Genomic DNA, 15381 nt, shown 5'->3' on the forward strand with positions numbered 1-15381 from the left:
ACCGGGCCAGCATAGCACGGAACCCGGGGCGGCCCGGACGCGTACTGACTGTCGTGATCTCCCGAGTCCGAGCCGTGTGGCGCGACGCGCTGGCCCTGCTGTTCGCCCTGGGTGACCCCCGCACGCCCCTGGGTGCCAAACTCATGGCCGCGCTGGCGCTGGCCTACGCGCTGCTGCCGCTGGACCTGCTGCCCGACCTGACGCCAGTTCTGGGCGTGGCGGACGACATCCTGATCGTGCCGACCCTGCTGGCCCTGGCGGCCCGGACCCTGCCCTCCCCGGTTCTGGCGCAGGCCCAGACCCGCAGCCTGGCCCTTCAGCGGCGTCTGCCCTGGCTGGTTCCCGGCGTGGTTCTCGGCGCCCTGACCCTGCTCAGCCTGCTGGGCTGGGCGGTGTGGCGGGCCGTGACGGGCTGAACGCGCCTAACCACCCCTTAACCGCCCCGCTTACACTGCACTTCATGAGATTGTTGCTCGTGGAGGACGACGCCCGCATCGCGCAGCCGACCGCCGACGCGCTGCGCGAGGCCGGGTACGCCGTCACCTGGGCGCAGACCGGCCCGGAAGGCCTGGAGGCCGCCGCGCTGGGCGAGTACCCGCTGGTGATTCTGGACGTGATGCTGCCCGGCATGGACGGCTTTACGGTGGCCCGTGAACTGCGCGAGCAGGGCGTGGAATCCGCGATCCTGTTCCTGACCGCCCGCGGTGAACTGAGTGACCGCGTGGAGGGCCTAGACCTGGGCGGGGACGCGTACCTGGTCAAGCCATTCGCGGTGCCCGAGCTGCTGGCGACCCTGCGGGCGCTGGCGCGGCGCGAGCGGGGCACGTCCGCGCCGCGCGTGGCCTTCGCGCAGGGGCGCGGCACGCTGGACACCGTGGCGCGCACCGTCACCTGGGACGGCGCGGAGGTGGCCGTGACGGGCCGTGAGTACGCCCTGCTGGAGGTGCTGTCGCAGGCGCCGGAACGCTGGTTCACCCGTGAGGACCTGATTGACCGCGTGTGGGGCCCGGAGTTCGACGGCGAGGCCCGGATCGTGGACGTGTACGTGCGGTACGTGCGGCGCAAGCTGGCCCCGGAAGCCATCACGTCCGAGCGCGGGCGCGGGTACCGCGTGGAACGCTGAGGGGCGTGGAGGAGAGAACGTGCGACTGACCCTGCGGGCGCGGCTGGCGCTGTGGGCGGCCCTGGCGACCGGCGTGGCGGTACTGCTGGTCGGTGCGGGCCTATACTGGTCCGTGAACGGCTTCCTGTGGCAGGCGCAGGAGCAGCGGGTGAACAGCGTGCTGGGGGCCGTGCAGGGGCGAGTGGAGGGCCTGCTGCGCCCCCGTCAGGACGATGACCTGCTGGGGTCGTTGCTGGGCCCGCAGCCGGTGAGCATCTCGCAGTCGGATCTGGAACGCATCGCGGACGACGTGGACCGCCGCGGCGTGGACCTGCGGGTGATCGCCCGGCAGGGTGCCGAGCTGGTGGCGGTCGGAACGCCCAGCTTTCCGGCAGACGTAGCGGTGAACCTGGGGCCGGGCCTGCACCGGACCGGCACGCACCTGATCCTGCAGCGGGCCCTGCGCGGGGTGTCGTTGCAAGTGGCGGTGGACGCCCGCTCACTGCGGGAGGCGCGCGAGGCGTTCCTGCGGGCCCTGACGGCGCTGGTGCCGCTGGCGCTGCTGCTCTCGCTGCTGGTGGGCTGGGTCGTAGCCGGGCGGCTGCTGCGGCCCGTGCGGGCGCTGGAGGGCGCCGCGCACGCCATCGGGGAGGGCGGGGACCTGCGCCGCCCGCTGCCCGGCGCGGGCGACGGGGACGAACTGGCGCGGCTGGCCCTGACGTTGCAGCAGAGTTTCGCGCGCCTCGCGGACGCCCGCGACCGCGAGCAGGGCTTCCTGCGCGCCGCGGCGCACGACCTGCGCTCCCCGCTGGCGGCGCTGACCGCGCGGGTCGAGGGGACCCTGGCCCGCGACCGCGACGCCGAGCGGTACCGCGCCGACCTGCGCGAGATCGGCACGGACATCACCCGGCTGTCCACCCTGGCGAATCATCTGCTTCTGCTGGCGCGCGACCCGGCGGCGGTGCAGCGCGCCCCAGTGCCGCTGCGGGACCTCGCCGCCGACGCGGTGGACCGCGCCCGGGAACTCGACCCGCTGGCGGACGTGGACCTGGACGGCGCGGAAGCCGTCACGGTGCCCGGCGACCGAGTGCTGCTGGGGCAGGCGATCTGGAACCTCACTACGAACGCCGTGCGGCACGCGCCGGGCGCGACGGTCCTCGTGCAGGTCCGCGCCGAGCCGGGCGGCGCGGCCGTGACCGTGCAGGACGATGGCCCCGGCGTGGACGCCGCCACCCTGGCCCGCCTAGGTGAGGCCTTCTACCGCCCGGATGCCAGCCGCACCGCCGACGCGTCCGGCGCGGGCGGGCACGGGCTGGGGCTGGCCCTGGCGCGGCACGTGGCGCAGCTGCACGGCGGCACCCTGGACCTGGACAGCGCGCCCGGCGCGGGCTTCCGCGCCACCCTGCACCTGCCCGGGTAGGTCCTGCTCCGGGGGCGTCTGCTACGCTGTGCGGCAATGAACAGTTCAGTGCCGCGCTGGAGTGCCGTCGTGCTGGGCGGCGGGGATCCCGGCGATCCGTTTGCCGCTGCGCACGGCGTGAACGTCAAACCGCTGATCCCTGTGGCGGGCGTCCCGATGGCTCTGTACGTCCTGCGAACCCTGCGCGGCAGTGACCGGGTGGGCCGCGTGGCGTACGTGGGCCCCACCACCCCGGATCTCGACCCCCTGATCGACATCCGCGTCACCGATCACGGCACCCTGCTGAGCAACCTGGAAGCGGGTGTGGAGGCCCTGCGTGACCTGGGCCTCGCCCCCGGCGAGCGGGTGCTGGTCGTCACCGCCGACGTGCCCATGCTGCGCCCGGAGGAGGTGCGGGACGTGCTGGACGCCGCGCCGCTGGATGCCGGCCTGGTGTACCCCGTCGTGCGCCGTGAGGTCTGCGAGGCCGCGTACCCCGGCGTGAAACGCACCTACGCCCGCCTGAAGGACGGCACCTTCACCGGCGGGAACCTCTTCCTGCTGGACCCGGCCCTGATCGGGCAGTTCCTGCCGCGCCTGCGCGAGGTGCTCGCCGCCCGCAAGGCCCCGCTGAAACTCGCCGGGCTGATCGGCTGGGACGTGCTGCTCCGCCTGCTCACCGGCCGCCTGCGCGTGGCGCGGCTGGAGGAGAAGGTCTCGGGTCTGCTGGGCGTGAAGGCCCGCGCGCTGATCACCCCGCACGCCGCCGTGGGCACCGACGTGGACAAGGACGCCGATCTGACCCTGGCGGAGGCGCAGCTGCGCGGCCGGACCTGAACCGCCCCTGAATCCTGAGGTGCGCACTCGGTTTTGGCGACCTGAACGGTGAAAATCATGTCCAGCTTCGCCCTTGCGCCCTCGGGGCCCGGTGTGCATACTGTCCCTCATGCCTCACGTGATCGTTAGCCCCTGCATCGGCGTCAAGGACCAGGCCTGCACGGAAGTCTGCCCGGTGGAATGCATCTACGACGGCGGCGATCAGTTCCTGATCCACCCCGACGAGTGCATCGACTGCGGCGCGTGCGTGCCCGCCTGCCCCGTCAGCGCCATCTTCCCCGAAGAGGACGTCCCCGGCGGCGAGGAAAGCTTCATCGAGAAGAACCGCGTCCACTTCGGCCTCTAACCCCACCCCTGACTGCGCCTCCCCCTCCCGTCCCCCGGGCAGAGGGAGGCGCGCTCCGTGCAACCGCGGCCCGGTGTCCCTTGCCGCGCCCCGCCCGGCAGGGCTAGCATGGGTCCCGCCGCGCCCCGCATGGGCGCGTGACCCCCGAGGAGGTGATGACGTGACCCCAGACCCCCACACCCTGGACGGCGAACCGCCCAGTCGACCTCTGATCACGCCCCACCCATCCCCGGAGGTCGCGCCATGCCCCACCCTGAAGGCCGCGCATGCTGACGTACTACCGCAGCGTCGGCGGCAAGCTGAACACCATTGACGGATACATCGACGGCTGCTGGATCAACGCCGCCGACCCCAGCCCCGAAGAACTCGCCCGCGTCGCCCGTGAAACCGGCCTCGAACTGGATTACCTGTCCTACCCGCTCGACCCGGATGAACGCTCCCGCTTCGAGCGGGAAGACGGGCAACTGCTGATCATCATGCAGACCAGCTACCGGCTGGCCGAGGACAGCGACATCCCCTACGACACCGTTCCGCTGGGCATCCTGCACACCGACCACTGCCTGGTCACCGTGTGCGCCCTGCCGGAGAACCCGGTCATCAAGGACGTGCTGGGCGGGCTGGTGCGCCGCGTGAGCACCGTCAAGAAAAACCGCCTGACGCTGCAGCTGTTCCTGCGCAACGCCCAGCGGTTCCTGATCGACGTGCGGCAGATCAACAAGCGCGTGGACGCCATCGAGGACAAGCTGGAGAACAGCCAGCAGAACCGCGAGCTGCTGAACCTCCTGAAACTCGAGAAGAGCCTCGTGTACTTCCTGACCGGCCTGAAAGCGAACGAGGCCATGATGGAACGCGTCAAACGCGACCGCATCTTCGAAATGTACGAGGAGGACAGCGACCTGCTCGACGACGTGCTGATCGAGAACCTCCAGGCCATCGAGATGGCCAGCATCGCCAGCAACATTCTGACCAGCATGGCAGGCGCGTTCGCCAGCGTGATCAGCAACAACGTCAATCAGGTCGTGAAGGTCCTGACCGTGACGACCATCCTGGTGGCCATCCCGACCCTGGTGACCAGCGTGTTCGGCATGAACGTCCCCATCCCCTTCCACGACAGCCCGGAAGGCATCTGGATCGTGCTGGGGCTGGCTGTGGCGCTCGCCGTGGCCGTGGCGGGCATCTTCTACCGCCTCCGCGTGCTGTAGCTGTAGGAAGATGATGGTGAACAGGTGATGGTTGATAGAGGGTCACCCCACCTATCAACCATCTCCTTTCAACCGTTTACTCCTTACTGACGATCAGGAGCGCGCCGAACAGCGCGAGATTCTTCAGGAACTGCGTCTGTTGCTGCTGCCGCTCCTTGCCCTGCTTGTCCCAGAAGGGATGACCGATGACGGTGGTGGGGATCAGGCTGGCCGCCAGGGCCACGCTGGCCGCGCGGGGCAGCAGGCCAGCCGCCATCAGTGCGCCCGCGCCGACCATCACGCCGCTGTTGACCTTCACCGCCAGTTCAGGTTCCGGCACCTCCGCGCCGCGCGCTGCGCGCACGATGGGTTCAGGGTTCTGCAGGTGATCCAGGCCGCTCTTGATGAAGATGCTCGCGAGCAGCGCCCGCCCGATGAATCTCGTCACACTCATGCCTTGCCCTCCTTGAACTGTCCCGGAGTCTAGCGCAGGCACGCCCGGCCCTCACGCGTCCCCACGCTTGGGCGTCCCTTCAGTGAAGCGGAGAGGGCCTCACATGCCCTGGATGACCGACAGCTGCCGCGTCAGGTCCGCCATGAGGTCCTGCACGGCGCGCGTGCCGGTGGCCAGCATCTGCACGTACTCCTCGTGCGTCAAAACGCCGACCTCCGCACCGCCCTGCACTTCGACGATCAGGCCGTCACTCGTGGCGACCACGTTCAGGTCCGCGCGGGCCACCTTGTCCTCGGCGTAATCGAGGTCCACGCGGATCTCACTGCCGACCAGACCGACGCTGACCGCGCCGATGTTGCGCGAGATGGGCCAGTCGGTCAGGCGGCCCTTCTGGATTAGACGGTCGCAGAAGTCATGCAGCGCCGCGTGCCCCGCCAGGATGCTCGCCACGCGCGTCCCACCATCCGCGACGAGCACGTCGCAGTCCACGTACAGCGTCTGGTTGCGGAAGAAGCGCAGGTCCATCCCGGCGCGCAGCGCGCGGCCCAGCAGCCGCTGGATCTCATGGCGGCGGCCGTTCTGGAGGTTGCGTTCGCGCGCCTGCCGGTCACTGGTCGCGCGGGGCAGCATGGAGTACTCGGCGGTCAGCCAGCCCTCCTTGCTGCCGCGCATGTGCGGCGCGGCCTTCTCTTCCAGGGTGACGGTCGCGAGGATCTCGGTGCGGCCCATGATCAGGTGCGCGCTGCCGGGCGCGTGCGGGTTCACGCCCCGCTTGACGGTGACGGGACGGGGCGTGAGGAGGTCGCGGCCTTCGCGGATGGGCTGGGTCATGTCTGCATGCACTCGATTCTGGGCGGGGCCCGGTGAACTTCCCCCTCATTCTGCACGTTCGCGGACCCCAGCGCACGGGACAGCAGCTCCGTGATGACCGGCGCGGCCCGCGCGGGGTCGCCCGTCACCAGGAACGCCTCGGTGCCGCCCGAGGGCCGGGCGCTCAGCAGGCCGCGCTCCTCCAGCACCCGCCGCGTGTGCCGCGCGACCGCCGCGCCACTGTCCAGCAGCGTGAACGTGTCCCCGAAGTCCGCGCGGATGCTGTCCGCCAGGAACGGGTAGTGCGTGCAGCCCAGCACGAGCTGGTCCGCCCCGGCCTGGGCGACCGGCGTCAGGATCTCGCGCAGCACCTCACGCGTCCGCGCGGAATCCGCCTGCCCGGCCTCCACCAGCGGGACCAGCTCGGTACTCACGGCCTTCAGGACCTGCACGCCCGCCGGGCCGGCGAACTCACGGATCACGTCCGCCAGCAGCGTCCCGCGCATCGTGCCCGGCGTGGCCAGCACGCCCACCACGCCTGTGCGGGTCGCCTGCACGGCCGGTTTCACCGCCGGGACCAGCCCGATCACCGGCATGTCAAACCGTGAGCGCAGGTCGCCCAGGCTAAACGCCGACGCCGTGTTGCACGCTACCACCACGCCCTTCACGCCCCGCGCGTGCAGCGCCGACACCGCCCGCGCGGTCAGCTCGCGGATCTCGTGGTCCGGCCGCGCGCCGTACGGCACGTGCGCCGTGTCCGCCAGGTACAGCAGGTCCTCGCCCGGCAGCGCCCGCCGCAGGTCTCCCAGGACACTCAGGCCGCCCACGCCACTGTCGAACACGCCAAGCGGTGCGTCACTCATCGCGCTGATGATACGGGACGCTCAGGCCTCGGCCAGGGCCTCGCGCAGCGTGTCGCCCAGCGCGCGGACGCCGCGCGTGATTTGCTCGGGCGTGGCGTTGCTGTAACTCAGGCGCATGGTGTTCTCGCCGCCGCCCAGCGCGTAGAAGGGACTGCCGGGCACGTACGCGACCTTGCGCTCCACCGCGCGGGGCAGCAGGGCCTGCGTATCCACGCCCTCCGGCAGCGTCAGCCACAGGAACATGCCGCCCTCGGGCGTGGTGGTCTGCACCCCGGCGGGGAAGTCCGCGTGGATGCGGTCCAGCATCAGGCGGGCGCGCTCGCCGTACGCCTGCCGGACCCGTTCGATCTGGCGGGGCAGCACGTCCTGCACGAGTTCCGTGATGATCATCTGATTGAAGGTGGGTGTGTGCAGGTCCGCGCCCTGCTTCGCCTGGATCAGCTTGCCGATGATCGGCGCGGCGGCCTGCACCCACGCGTCCCGCAGGCCCGGCACCAGGGTCTTGCTGAACGAACTGGAGTAGATGACGTGGTTGCGGTCGGCGTCGCCGTGCAGCTCCAGGCCCAGGCTGTACAGGCTGGGTGCGGCCTCGCCCGTGAAACGCAGCTGCCCGTACGGGTCGTCCTCGATCAGCACGACGCCGTGCTGCGCGGTCAGTTCCACCAGTCGGCGGCGGCGCTCGGCGCTCAGGGTGCGCCCGGTGGGATTCTGAAAGTTCGGCACGGCGTACAGCAGCTTCGCGCGCGTGGTCTTCAGAACTTCTTCCAGGGCGTCCACGTCGATGCCGCCGTCATCCGTGGGCACCTGCACGTACCTGGGCAGGTACGGCTGGAAGGACTGCAGCGCGCCCAGGTACGTGGGGGCCTCCACGAGCACCACGTCCCCCTCGTCAATCAGGACCTTGCCGAGCAGGTCCAGGCCCTGCTGGCTGCCGGTCACGATCTGCACGTTCCGCGCCGGGATGCCCGCCTGCGCGCCAATCCACTCGCGCAGCGGCGCGTGGCCCTCGGTGGTCGAGTACTGCAGCGCGGCCGGGCCGTACACGTCCAGCACGCGCTGGCTCGCGGCGCGCACCTCGTCCAGCGGAAACAGTTCCGGCGCGGGCAGCCCCCCGGCGAAACTGATCACGTCCGGCTGCTGCGTGATCTTCAGGATCTCGCGGATGGCGCTGGCCGTCATGCTCTGCGCGCGGCGCGACAGCGTGCCGTCCAGATCGAAGGCCAGCGGGGCAGGGGAGGGGGTGGTCATGCCCGCATGGTAGTCCCCTGTCTACCCCGCGCGGCCCAGTCATGTGGACGGCCCCCGAGTGTGACCCGAGTCACTCCGGGTAGAGTGGGGGACGCTCAAGGAGGTATTCACATGCTCGTCACCGGTAACGACATTTTGGTTCCCGCCCGCGCTGGCCACTACGGCGTCGGCTCGTTCAACACCAACAACATGGAGATCACGCAGGCGATCATCCACACCGCCGAGCGGCTGCGCAGCCCCGTCATGGTGCAGATGAGCGAGGGCGCCATCAAGTACGGCGGCCAGGATCTCGCCAACATCGTCATCGACCTCGCCCGGCGGGCCACCGTGCCCGTCGCCCTGCACCTCGACCACGGCAGCTCGTACGAGAGCGCGCTGAAGGCCATCAAGATGGGCTTCACCAGCGTCATGATCGACGCCTCCCACCACGGCTTCGAGGACAACGTCAAGGAAACGAAACGCGTCGTGGAAGCCGCGCATGCCATGGGCATCAGCGTGGAAAGCGAACTCGGGCGCCTGGGCGGCATCGAGGAGCACATCGTCGTGGACGAGAAGGACGCCTTCCTGACCGACCCCGAGGAAGCCGTGCAGTTCATCGAGCAGACCGGCACCGACTACCTCGCCATTGCCATCGGCACCAGCCACGGCGCGTTCAAGGGCAAGGGCCGCCCCTACATCGACCACGCGCGCATCGAGAAGATCGCCAGCCTGACCAGCATTCCCCTCGTGGCCCACGGGAGCAGCGGCGTGCCGCAGGAGATCGTCGAGCGTTTCCGCGCCGCTGGCGGGCAGATCGGCGACGCCGCCGGCATCGCTGACGAGGACCTCCAGCGCGCCACGCAGTTCGGCATCGCCAAGGTGAACGTGGACACCGACCTCCGCTTGGCCAGCACCGTCGGCATCCGCGAGGCCCTGATGGCAAACCCCAAGGAATTCGACCCCCGCAAGATCTTTGGCCCGGCCCGCGACGTCATGAGCCAGGTCATCGAGCACAAGATGCGCGTGCTCGGCAGCGTCGGCAAAGCCTGATCCACAGGCACCGTGGAAGGCGGTGGTCCGCTCCGGTCAGCTGATCCGGGGCTGACCGCCGCATTCATGTTGAGCTCGCGTGACAGCGGGAAACTCTCACCCTGCCGCTTTATCCTCACGTTGAATGAGAGCGGCGTGGTTCACAACCTGGGGAGCGGTCACGCTGGGTGCGCTGGGCCTCGCCGCGACCGTCACGCCGACCACCGTCCCCGCACTCCCGGCCGGCTGGCAGGCGAAGATTGCAGCCCTGCTCCCGCAGGTCGGGCAGAGTGTCACGCTGCTGGAACGCCGACCCAGCATCTCCACGGTCGGCCTGGAATTCGTGGTCGCCAGCGCCGGCGGGGACCGGGACGTGCTGCGGCAGGTCACTGCCTCTGCCGCGCGGGGGATCGCGCCGGTGTACGACAAGCGTCTCAACATCACCCCTGAGGAATTCAAGCGGTACTTGGTGTTCCAGAACACGCTTGCCTCGACCGGCAAGACGTTCCGGCTCGTTGTGACCCGCGACCCCAGCCGCCTGACCTTCGGGGACAACGCGTACATGAACGGCGTACTCAAGGGCGTCAGCATCGACCTGAAAACAGGTGAGATGCGCGGACCTGAAGGGTTCACCGCCCGGCCCATCGCCGTGCCCGCCAACGACGACCCGGACCGCGGCCTGCTGGTCCGCAGCGGCTACCAGTGGCGCATGATCGGCAACAACGCCCAGATCGGGAACGGGGTGCGCGGTACGCTGAACCTCCTGCAACTCGCCAGTGGCCGCGTTGTGCTGAGCTACACCCGCAAGAGCATGATCGACCGCAAGGTCGACGACATGGAACGCGAACTGATCATCGAGTACAGCCGCTGACGCCCTGGCCGGCGCTGACGCCCGCCTGACCGGAAGTCAAGGTCTCCTCACGTTCCCTTCAGAGGCCGTCACGCCCCACCCCCTAGGCTGATCCTCATGAAGCGAAACCTCCTGATGCTCGGCGCCGCCCTGACCCTGGGCGGCCTGAGCGAAGCGAACGCGGGACGACTCTCCCCGACCCTGCTGGCCCGCGCTCAGAAAGGCGACCAGACGACGGTGGGCGTCATCGTGCGGTTCCAGTTCGCCAACGATGCCCGCGGCCGCGCGCAGTTCAAGAACCTGCGCGGCCAGCTGACCAGCAAACTGGCCGCCCTGGGCCCCATGGCGGGCTTCGTGAACCAGGCCCTGAAAAGCGGCAAGGCCACCCAGCTGTGGCTAGACCAGAGCATCTACCTGCCCATGACGCCCGTCCAGGCGCGCGCTCTGGCCCTGCTGCCCTTCGTGTCCGACGTGTTCGAGAACTTCAAGGTACAGATCCCCAAACCGCAGAAGGCCGTGGCCCTCAGTGCCGCCGCCGCCGCGCCCGGCGAGGCCTGGCACCTTGACAAGATCGGCGCGCCGCAGGCCTGGGCCGCCGGATTCAAGGGGCAGGGCATCAAGATCGGGCACCTGGACAGCGGGATTGACGCCAGCCACCCGCAGCTGAACGGCAAGGTCGCCGCCTTCGCTGAATTCAACGCGGACGGTGACCGCGTGCAGGGCGCCACGCCACACGACACCACCAACCACGGCACGCACACCGCGGGCCTGCTGGTCGGGGACACGGTCGGCGTGGCCCCCAGCGCCAAGGTCATCAGCGCGCTGGTCCTCCCAAACAACGAGGGCACGTTCGCTCAGGTCATCGCCGGGATGCAGTACGTGCTCGACCCGGACAACAACGCCGACACAGACGACGGCGCGGACGTCGTGAACATGAGCCTCGGCATTCCCGGCACCTTCGATGAGTTCATCGTGCCCGTGCAGAACATGCTCAAGGCTGGCGTGGTCCCCGTGTTTGCCATCGGTAACTTCGGGCCGGCGTCTGCCAGCACCGGCAGCCCCGGCAACCTGCCTGACGCGATCGGCGTGGGCGCCGTGGACAAGAACGGTCAGGTGGCCAGCTTCAGCAGCCGCGGCCCGGTGAACTGGAACAGCACCATCAAGGGTGTGTTCGTGAAACCGGACATTGCCGCGCCCGGCGTGGAGATCACCAGCTCCTTCCCGAACGGCCAGTACGGCGCGCTGAGCGGCAGCTCCCAGGCCAGCCCCATCACAGCGGGCGCCGTGGCCGTGCTGCTCTCCGCGAAGCCCGGCACCAGCGTCGACGGCATTAAGAACGCGCTGTACACCAGCGCCAGCAACGCCGGCAGCAAGAACAACAACGTGGGCTACGGCCTGATCAGTGTGCCGGGCGCGCTGGGGAAACTGGGCGTGAACCTGGGAGGCTCTACGCCAACTCCAACCCCTACGCCAACCCCGACCCCCACCCCGACTCCTACTCCCACGCCGACCCCCACCCCAACTCCGACGCCAACCCCCACACCGACTCCGACACCCACGCCCACCCCGGCACCAGACCCGGCACCCACGGGACCCAGCGGCTACTCGCTGTGCGCGCTCGAAGGCAGCAAGTGCAACTTCAGCGGTCAGAAAGACGCCGCGTTCGGTACCGCCGGGAAGTACCTCACGGGGGTTGGCACCGACGGGTTCAACTGCACCGTGGCCGAATGGGGCCGTGATCCCGCGCCCGGCCTCAGGAAAGGCTGCTTCATCAAGGACCGCGCCGGCACCGGCAGCACGCCCACCCCGACGCCCACACCCACCCCGACCCCCGCGCCCAGCACTGGGAAGAAACCCACCGTCATGCTCGTGGATGACGACATGGGCCAGGGTGCCGATGTGACGGGCGCACTGCGCGACGCCATCAAGGCCAATGCCGCCAGCGGCGGGGCGTTCGTGTGGAACACGCAGACCCAGGGCCAGGTGCCACTGAGCGAACTGAAACGCGCCGATATCGTCGTGTGGGCCACGGGTGAGCAGTACCAGAACACCATCACCCCCGCAGATCAGAACGTGCTTCAGCAGTACGTGGCGGGCGGCGGGAACCTGCTCATCACGGGACAGGACATCGGGTACGACATCGGCACCAGCGCCTTCTACACCGGCACCCTGAAGACCCGTTTCGTGGCGGACAGCAGCGGGCAGGCGAAGTTCGTGACCCGCGGAGCGTTCGGGAACACGGCCTTCACCCTGAACGCCCAGGGAAGCGCCGGAAACCAGTACTACCCCGACGTGATTGCCGACCTGAACGGCAGCAGCGTCGTGGCCTCCTGGGGCACAGCCAACGCTACGGCCGGGACCATCACCGCGCAGAGCATCCGCGTGGACCCGAATAAGACCCGCGCCGCGCAGAAGGTCAAGGAGCCCCGCGGACTGGTCGAGCAACTGGCCGCGAATGTCCTGAACACCGTGCTGGGGCAGATTCTGGGCGGCAACAGCCAGTCCGCTCAGAACCGGCCGCGCGTGAGCGCCCAGTCCGCCGGTGAGAACGCCGGAGCGATTGTCGCCAACGACGCCGGGAAGTACCGCACGGTCACCATGGGCTTCGGCATGGAAGGCCTGACGCCCAACAGCCGCAACATCCTGATGAAAACCGCCTTCGACTGGCTGATGAAATAAGTTCCGCCCGGGCCGCCCACGTGAACGCGTGGGCGGCCTTCTTGCTTGCCTCAAGGTTGTCCCCGTCCGGCTTGGGGAAGCTCCCATGCAGCGCAGAAGGTCGGAGGGTACGGTCAGGGCATGACCACACTGCGCGATATCATGACCACCGACCTGACCACCACCGATCCCCGCGCCACCCTGAAAGAGGTCGCCACGCTGATGCGGGAGCAGGACATCGGCAACGTGCTGATCATGGACGGCGACACCCTGAGCGGCATCATCACGGACCGGGACATCGTCATCCGCGCCGTGGCGTACGGGCACGACCTGGGCAGCGCCGCAACCGACTACGCCACTGGCAGCGTGTTCACCATGGACGCGGGCACCAGCGTGCAGGACGCCGCGAAGGCCATGGCGGACCGCCAGTTGCGCCGCCTGCCCGTCACGGACGGCGCGAAGGTCGTCGGAATCGTGAGCCTTGCCGACCTCGCCACACGCGCCAGCGGCGGCGCGGACGAACAGGCGCTCCAGGGCATCAGCCAGCCCACCATCTGAAGCGGCGCAGGGAGGGCGGCCTGGGTTTTCCCCGGGCCGCCCCCTCTTGAGCATTCCTCCATTCCAGGCGTCCGGCATTGACTTCGAGCGCACGCGAAGGACTACGGTGTCCGCATGACCCCGATCAAGAGCCCACTGGCCCCCCGCGCCGACGCCGCCGACCTACTGAAAGACACCGACCTGACCGGCCAGACCGCCGTCGTGACCGGCGCGGGCTCCGGGCTGGGCGTCGAGACCGTCCGCGCGCTCCTGGGCGCCGGGGCGCGCGTGATCATGCCTGTCCGTGATACCGCGCGCGGCGAGGAGGTCGCCCGCGAACTCGCCCAGGCCACCGGAAACAGCGACGTGCACGTGCTGCACCTCGATCTCGGGTCGCTCGTCTCGGTACGGCAGGCCGCCCGGGAGATTCTGGCCCTGGCCCCGCAGATCAAGATGCTGATCAACAACGCGGGCGTCATGGCCACCCCGCAGGGCCAGACCGCCGACGGCTTCGAGACACAGTTCGGCACGAACCACCTGGGGCACTTCCAGCTGACCCGCCTGCTGATGCCCGCGCTGCTGGCTGCCGCGCCCGCGCGGGTCGTGTCCCTGAGCAGCAGTGGCCACCGCATCAGCGACATCCGCTGGGACGACCCGAACTTCCGGGCGACCCTCTACGACCCCTGGCAGGCGTACGGGCAGAGCAAGACCGCCAACGCCCTGTTCGCCGCCGAACTCAACCGCCGTTACGCTGACCAGGGCGTCACCGCGAACGCCGTGCATCCCGGCGGGATCATGACCGGGCTACAGAAGCACATGCCCGAAGGCGAGGCGCAGCGGCGCGGCTGGGTCGACGAGAACGGCGTGCCCAACCCAGCCTTCAAGACGCCCGCGCAGGGCGCGAGCACCAGCGTGTGGGCGGCCACGGCGCCCGAACTCGACGGCGTGGGCGGCCTGTTCCTTGAAGACCTCCAGCAGAGCACCCCGCTGGACGAGACCAGCCCCAACCCGATGTTCGGGTACAAACATTACGCGCTGGACGCGGACAGCGCCCGCCTCCTCTGGACCCTCAGTGAGCAGCTGATCGACCAGACCGGGAAGTAAACACAGAAGACAGCAGGGCCCCCGGCTCATCAGACCGGGGGCCTCCTGGATTCGGGACTTATCCCAGGTCGCGCAGTTTGCGGTACAGCTCCTTCTGCTCATCGCTCAGGGTGGCGGGTACCGTCACGTTCAGGCGCACGTACAGGTCGCCGCGCGTGCCGTCCTTCTTTGGCCAGCCCTGCCCGCGCAGGCGCATACGCCGCCCGCCGCTGCTGCCGGGAGGCACGCTCAGGTTCCCCTTGCCGCTCAGGGTCTGCACGGTCACGTCGCCACCCAGCGCCGCGACAGGAGCGGGCACGTCCACGCTGGTGGTCAGATGGTCGCCGTCCAGGTCGAAGCGGGCGTCCTCCAGCACGCGGATGGTCAGCAGCACGTCCCCACCGCCCGGGCCCTGCCCGGCCAGCCGCAGGCGTGCACCGTCCCGCGTGCCCGCCGGGACGCGCAGGCTCAGGCGTTTGCCGTCCACGTTGATGACCTCGTCCGAGCCGCTGAAAGCTTCCTCCAGCGTGACCTGCAACTCGCCTTCCACGTTCTGCACGAAGCGGCGACTCTGGCCTACGCCGCCCAGGCCGCCGCCGAGGAGGTCCTCGAGGTTCACCTGCGCGCCGCCCTGGAAGCCCGCGCCGCCCCGCCGCCCGGCCCCGCCGAACAGCCCCTGGAAGAAATCGCTGAACTGCGAACCGTCGAACCCCGCGAAGTCCCCACCCTGGAAGCCGCCGCCCTGGTAGCCAGGGGGCACCTGCCCGGTGTGCCCGAACTGGTCGAACACCTTACGTTTCTCCGGGTCGCTCAGGACGGCGTAGGCCTCGCCGATCTCCTTGAACTTCTCGGCGGCCTTCTCGTCTCCGGCGTTTTTGTCCGGGTGGTACTGCTTGGCCAGCTTGCGGTACGCGCTCTTGATGTCCGCGTCGGACGCGCCGCGGGACACGCCCAGCACGTCGTAGTAATCCTTGTACGCCATGACTTCCTCCTCTCCTGTGTCCC

Annotated in this window: 16 protein-coding genes; 11 read left to right on the forward strand and 5 right to left on the reverse strand. The window is 69.4% G+C overall.

Features of this window, described 5'->3' with window-relative positions; genetic code table 11:
* Nucleotides 1-53 precede the first annotated feature (53 nt).
* The 6 genes from IEY63_RS11360 to IEY63_RS11385 all read left to right on the forward strand — a co-directional run bounded on the left by IEY63_RS11360 (nucleotide 54) and on the right by IEY63_RS11385 (nucleotide 4886).
* Nucleotides 54-416 (forward strand): DUF1232 domain-containing protein, encoded by a 363-nt coding sequence (locus IEY63_RS11360; RefSeq protein WP_189069133.1) that lies wholly within the window; start codon nucleotides 54-56, stop codon nucleotides 414-416.
* A 44-nt stretch (nucleotides 417-460) separates the two neighbouring features.
* The gene (locus IEY63_RS11365) at nucleotides 461-1123 is read left to right on the forward strand and encodes a response regulator transcription factor (protein WP_189069134.1); all 663 of its coding nucleotides are present in this window, start codon (nucleotides 461-463) and stop codon (nucleotides 1121-1123) included.
* A 19-nt stretch (nucleotides 1124-1142) separates the two neighbouring features.
* Nucleotides 1143-2522: a sensor histidine kinase gene (locus IEY63_RS11370; protein ID WP_189069135.1), complete on the forward strand. Its 1380-nt coding sequence runs from the start codon at nucleotides 1143-1145 to the stop codon at nucleotides 2520-2522.
* Between the two features lie 36 nt (nucleotides 2523-2558).
* Complete coding sequence (locus tag IEY63_RS11375) at nucleotides 2559-3338, forward strand: NTP transferase domain-containing protein (protein ID WP_189069136.1); 780 nt, start codon at nucleotides 2559-2561, stop codon at nucleotides 3336-3338.
* A gap of 109 nt (nucleotides 3339-3447) precedes the next feature.
* Nucleotides 3448-3684 carry a ferredoxin gene (locus IEY63_RS11380; protein ID WP_046843451.1) on the forward strand — a complete coding sequence of 79 codons (237 nt, stop codon included), beginning with the start codon at nucleotides 3448-3450 and terminating at the stop codon, nucleotides 3682-3684.
* 266 nt (nucleotides 3685-3950) lie between these two features.
* A complete protein-coding gene (locus IEY63_RS11385) occupies nucleotides 3951-4886 on the forward strand; it encodes a magnesium transporter CorA family protein (protein ID WP_189069137.1) in 936 nt (311 codons plus the stop codon).
* Between the two features lie 76 nt (nucleotides 4887-4962).
* On the opposite strand, the gene IEY63_RS11390 is transcribed toward IEY63_RS11385, so the two are convergent.
* The 4 genes from IEY63_RS11390 to IEY63_RS11405 all read right to left on the reverse strand — a co-directional run bounded on the left by IEY63_RS11390 (nucleotide 4963) and on the right by IEY63_RS11405 (nucleotide 8240).
* Entirely contained in the window at nucleotides 4963-5319 is a 357-nt protein-coding gene (locus tag IEY63_RS11390) for a DoxX family protein (RefSeq protein WP_189069138.1), read from the reverse strand.
* A gap of 99 nt (nucleotides 5320-5418) precedes the next feature.
* Entirely contained in the window at nucleotides 5419-6150 is a 732-nt protein-coding gene (rph, locus tag IEY63_RS11395; RefSeq protein WP_189069139.1) for a ribonuclease PH, read from the reverse strand.
* Entirely contained in the window at nucleotides 6147-6992 is an 846-nt protein-coding gene (murI, locus tag IEY63_RS11400) for a glutamate racemase (protein WP_189069140.1), read from the reverse strand. The genes rph and murI overlap by 4 nt, the downstream gene beginning before the upstream one ends.
* 21 nt (nucleotides 6993-7013) lie before the next feature.
* On the reverse strand, nucleotides 7014-8240 hold the full coding sequence (locus IEY63_RS11405; RefSeq protein WP_308425225.1) for an aminotransferase-like domain-containing protein: 1227 nt from the start codon (nucleotides 8238-8240) through the stop codon (nucleotides 7014-7016).
* 111 nt (nucleotides 8241-8351) lie between these two features.
* Between IEY63_RS11405 and fba the strand changes: the two genes are divergently transcribed.
* The 5 genes from fba to IEY63_RS11430 all read left to right on the forward strand — a co-directional run bounded on the left by fba (nucleotide 8352) and on the right by IEY63_RS11430 (nucleotide 14397).
* On the forward strand, nucleotides 8352-9269 hold the full coding sequence (gene fba / locus IEY63_RS11410) for a class II fructose-1,6-bisphosphate aldolase (RefSeq protein WP_189069141.1): 918 nt from the start codon (nucleotides 8352-8354) through the stop codon (nucleotides 9267-9269).
* 124 nt (nucleotides 9270-9393) lie between these two features.
* A complete protein-coding gene (locus IEY63_RS11415; protein WP_189069142.1) occupies nucleotides 9394-10119 on the forward strand; it encodes a hypothetical protein in 726 nt (241 codons plus the stop codon).
* Nucleotides 10120-10215: 96 nt separating this feature from the next.
* Nucleotides 10216-12777 carry a S8 family peptidase gene (locus IEY63_RS22685; protein WP_189069143.1) on the forward strand — a complete coding sequence of 854 codons (2562 nt, stop codon included), beginning with the start codon at nucleotides 10216-10218 and terminating at the stop codon, nucleotides 12775-12777.
* Between the two features lie 120 nt (nucleotides 12778-12897).
* Nucleotides 12898-13314: a CBS domain-containing protein gene (locus IEY63_RS11425; RefSeq protein ID WP_189069144.1), complete on the forward strand. Its 417-nt coding sequence runs from the start codon at nucleotides 12898-12900 to the stop codon at nucleotides 13312-13314.
* Between the two features lie 114 nt (nucleotides 13315-13428).
* Nucleotides 13429-14397, forward strand: a complete 969-nt coding sequence (locus tag IEY63_RS11430) for an oxidoreductase (RefSeq protein ID WP_189069145.1) — start codon at nucleotides 13429-13431, stop codon at nucleotides 14395-14397.
* Between the two features lie 58 nt (nucleotides 14398-14455).
* Here IEY63_RS11430 and IEY63_RS11435 read toward each other — a convergent pair whose 3' ends face one another.
* Nucleotides 14456-15358, reverse strand: coding sequence for a DnaJ C-terminal domain-containing protein (locus tag IEY63_RS11435; RefSeq protein WP_189069146.1), 903 nt, complete (start codon nucleotides 15356-15358; stop codon nucleotides 14456-14458).
* Nucleotides 15359-15381 lie beyond the last annotated feature (23 nt).

Origin of the sequence: Deinococcus radiotolerans, from assembly GCF_014647435.1 — a bacterium.
Classification (GTDB): Bacteria; Deinococcota; Deinococci; order Deinococcales; family Deinococcaceae; genus Deinococcus; species Deinococcus radiotolerans.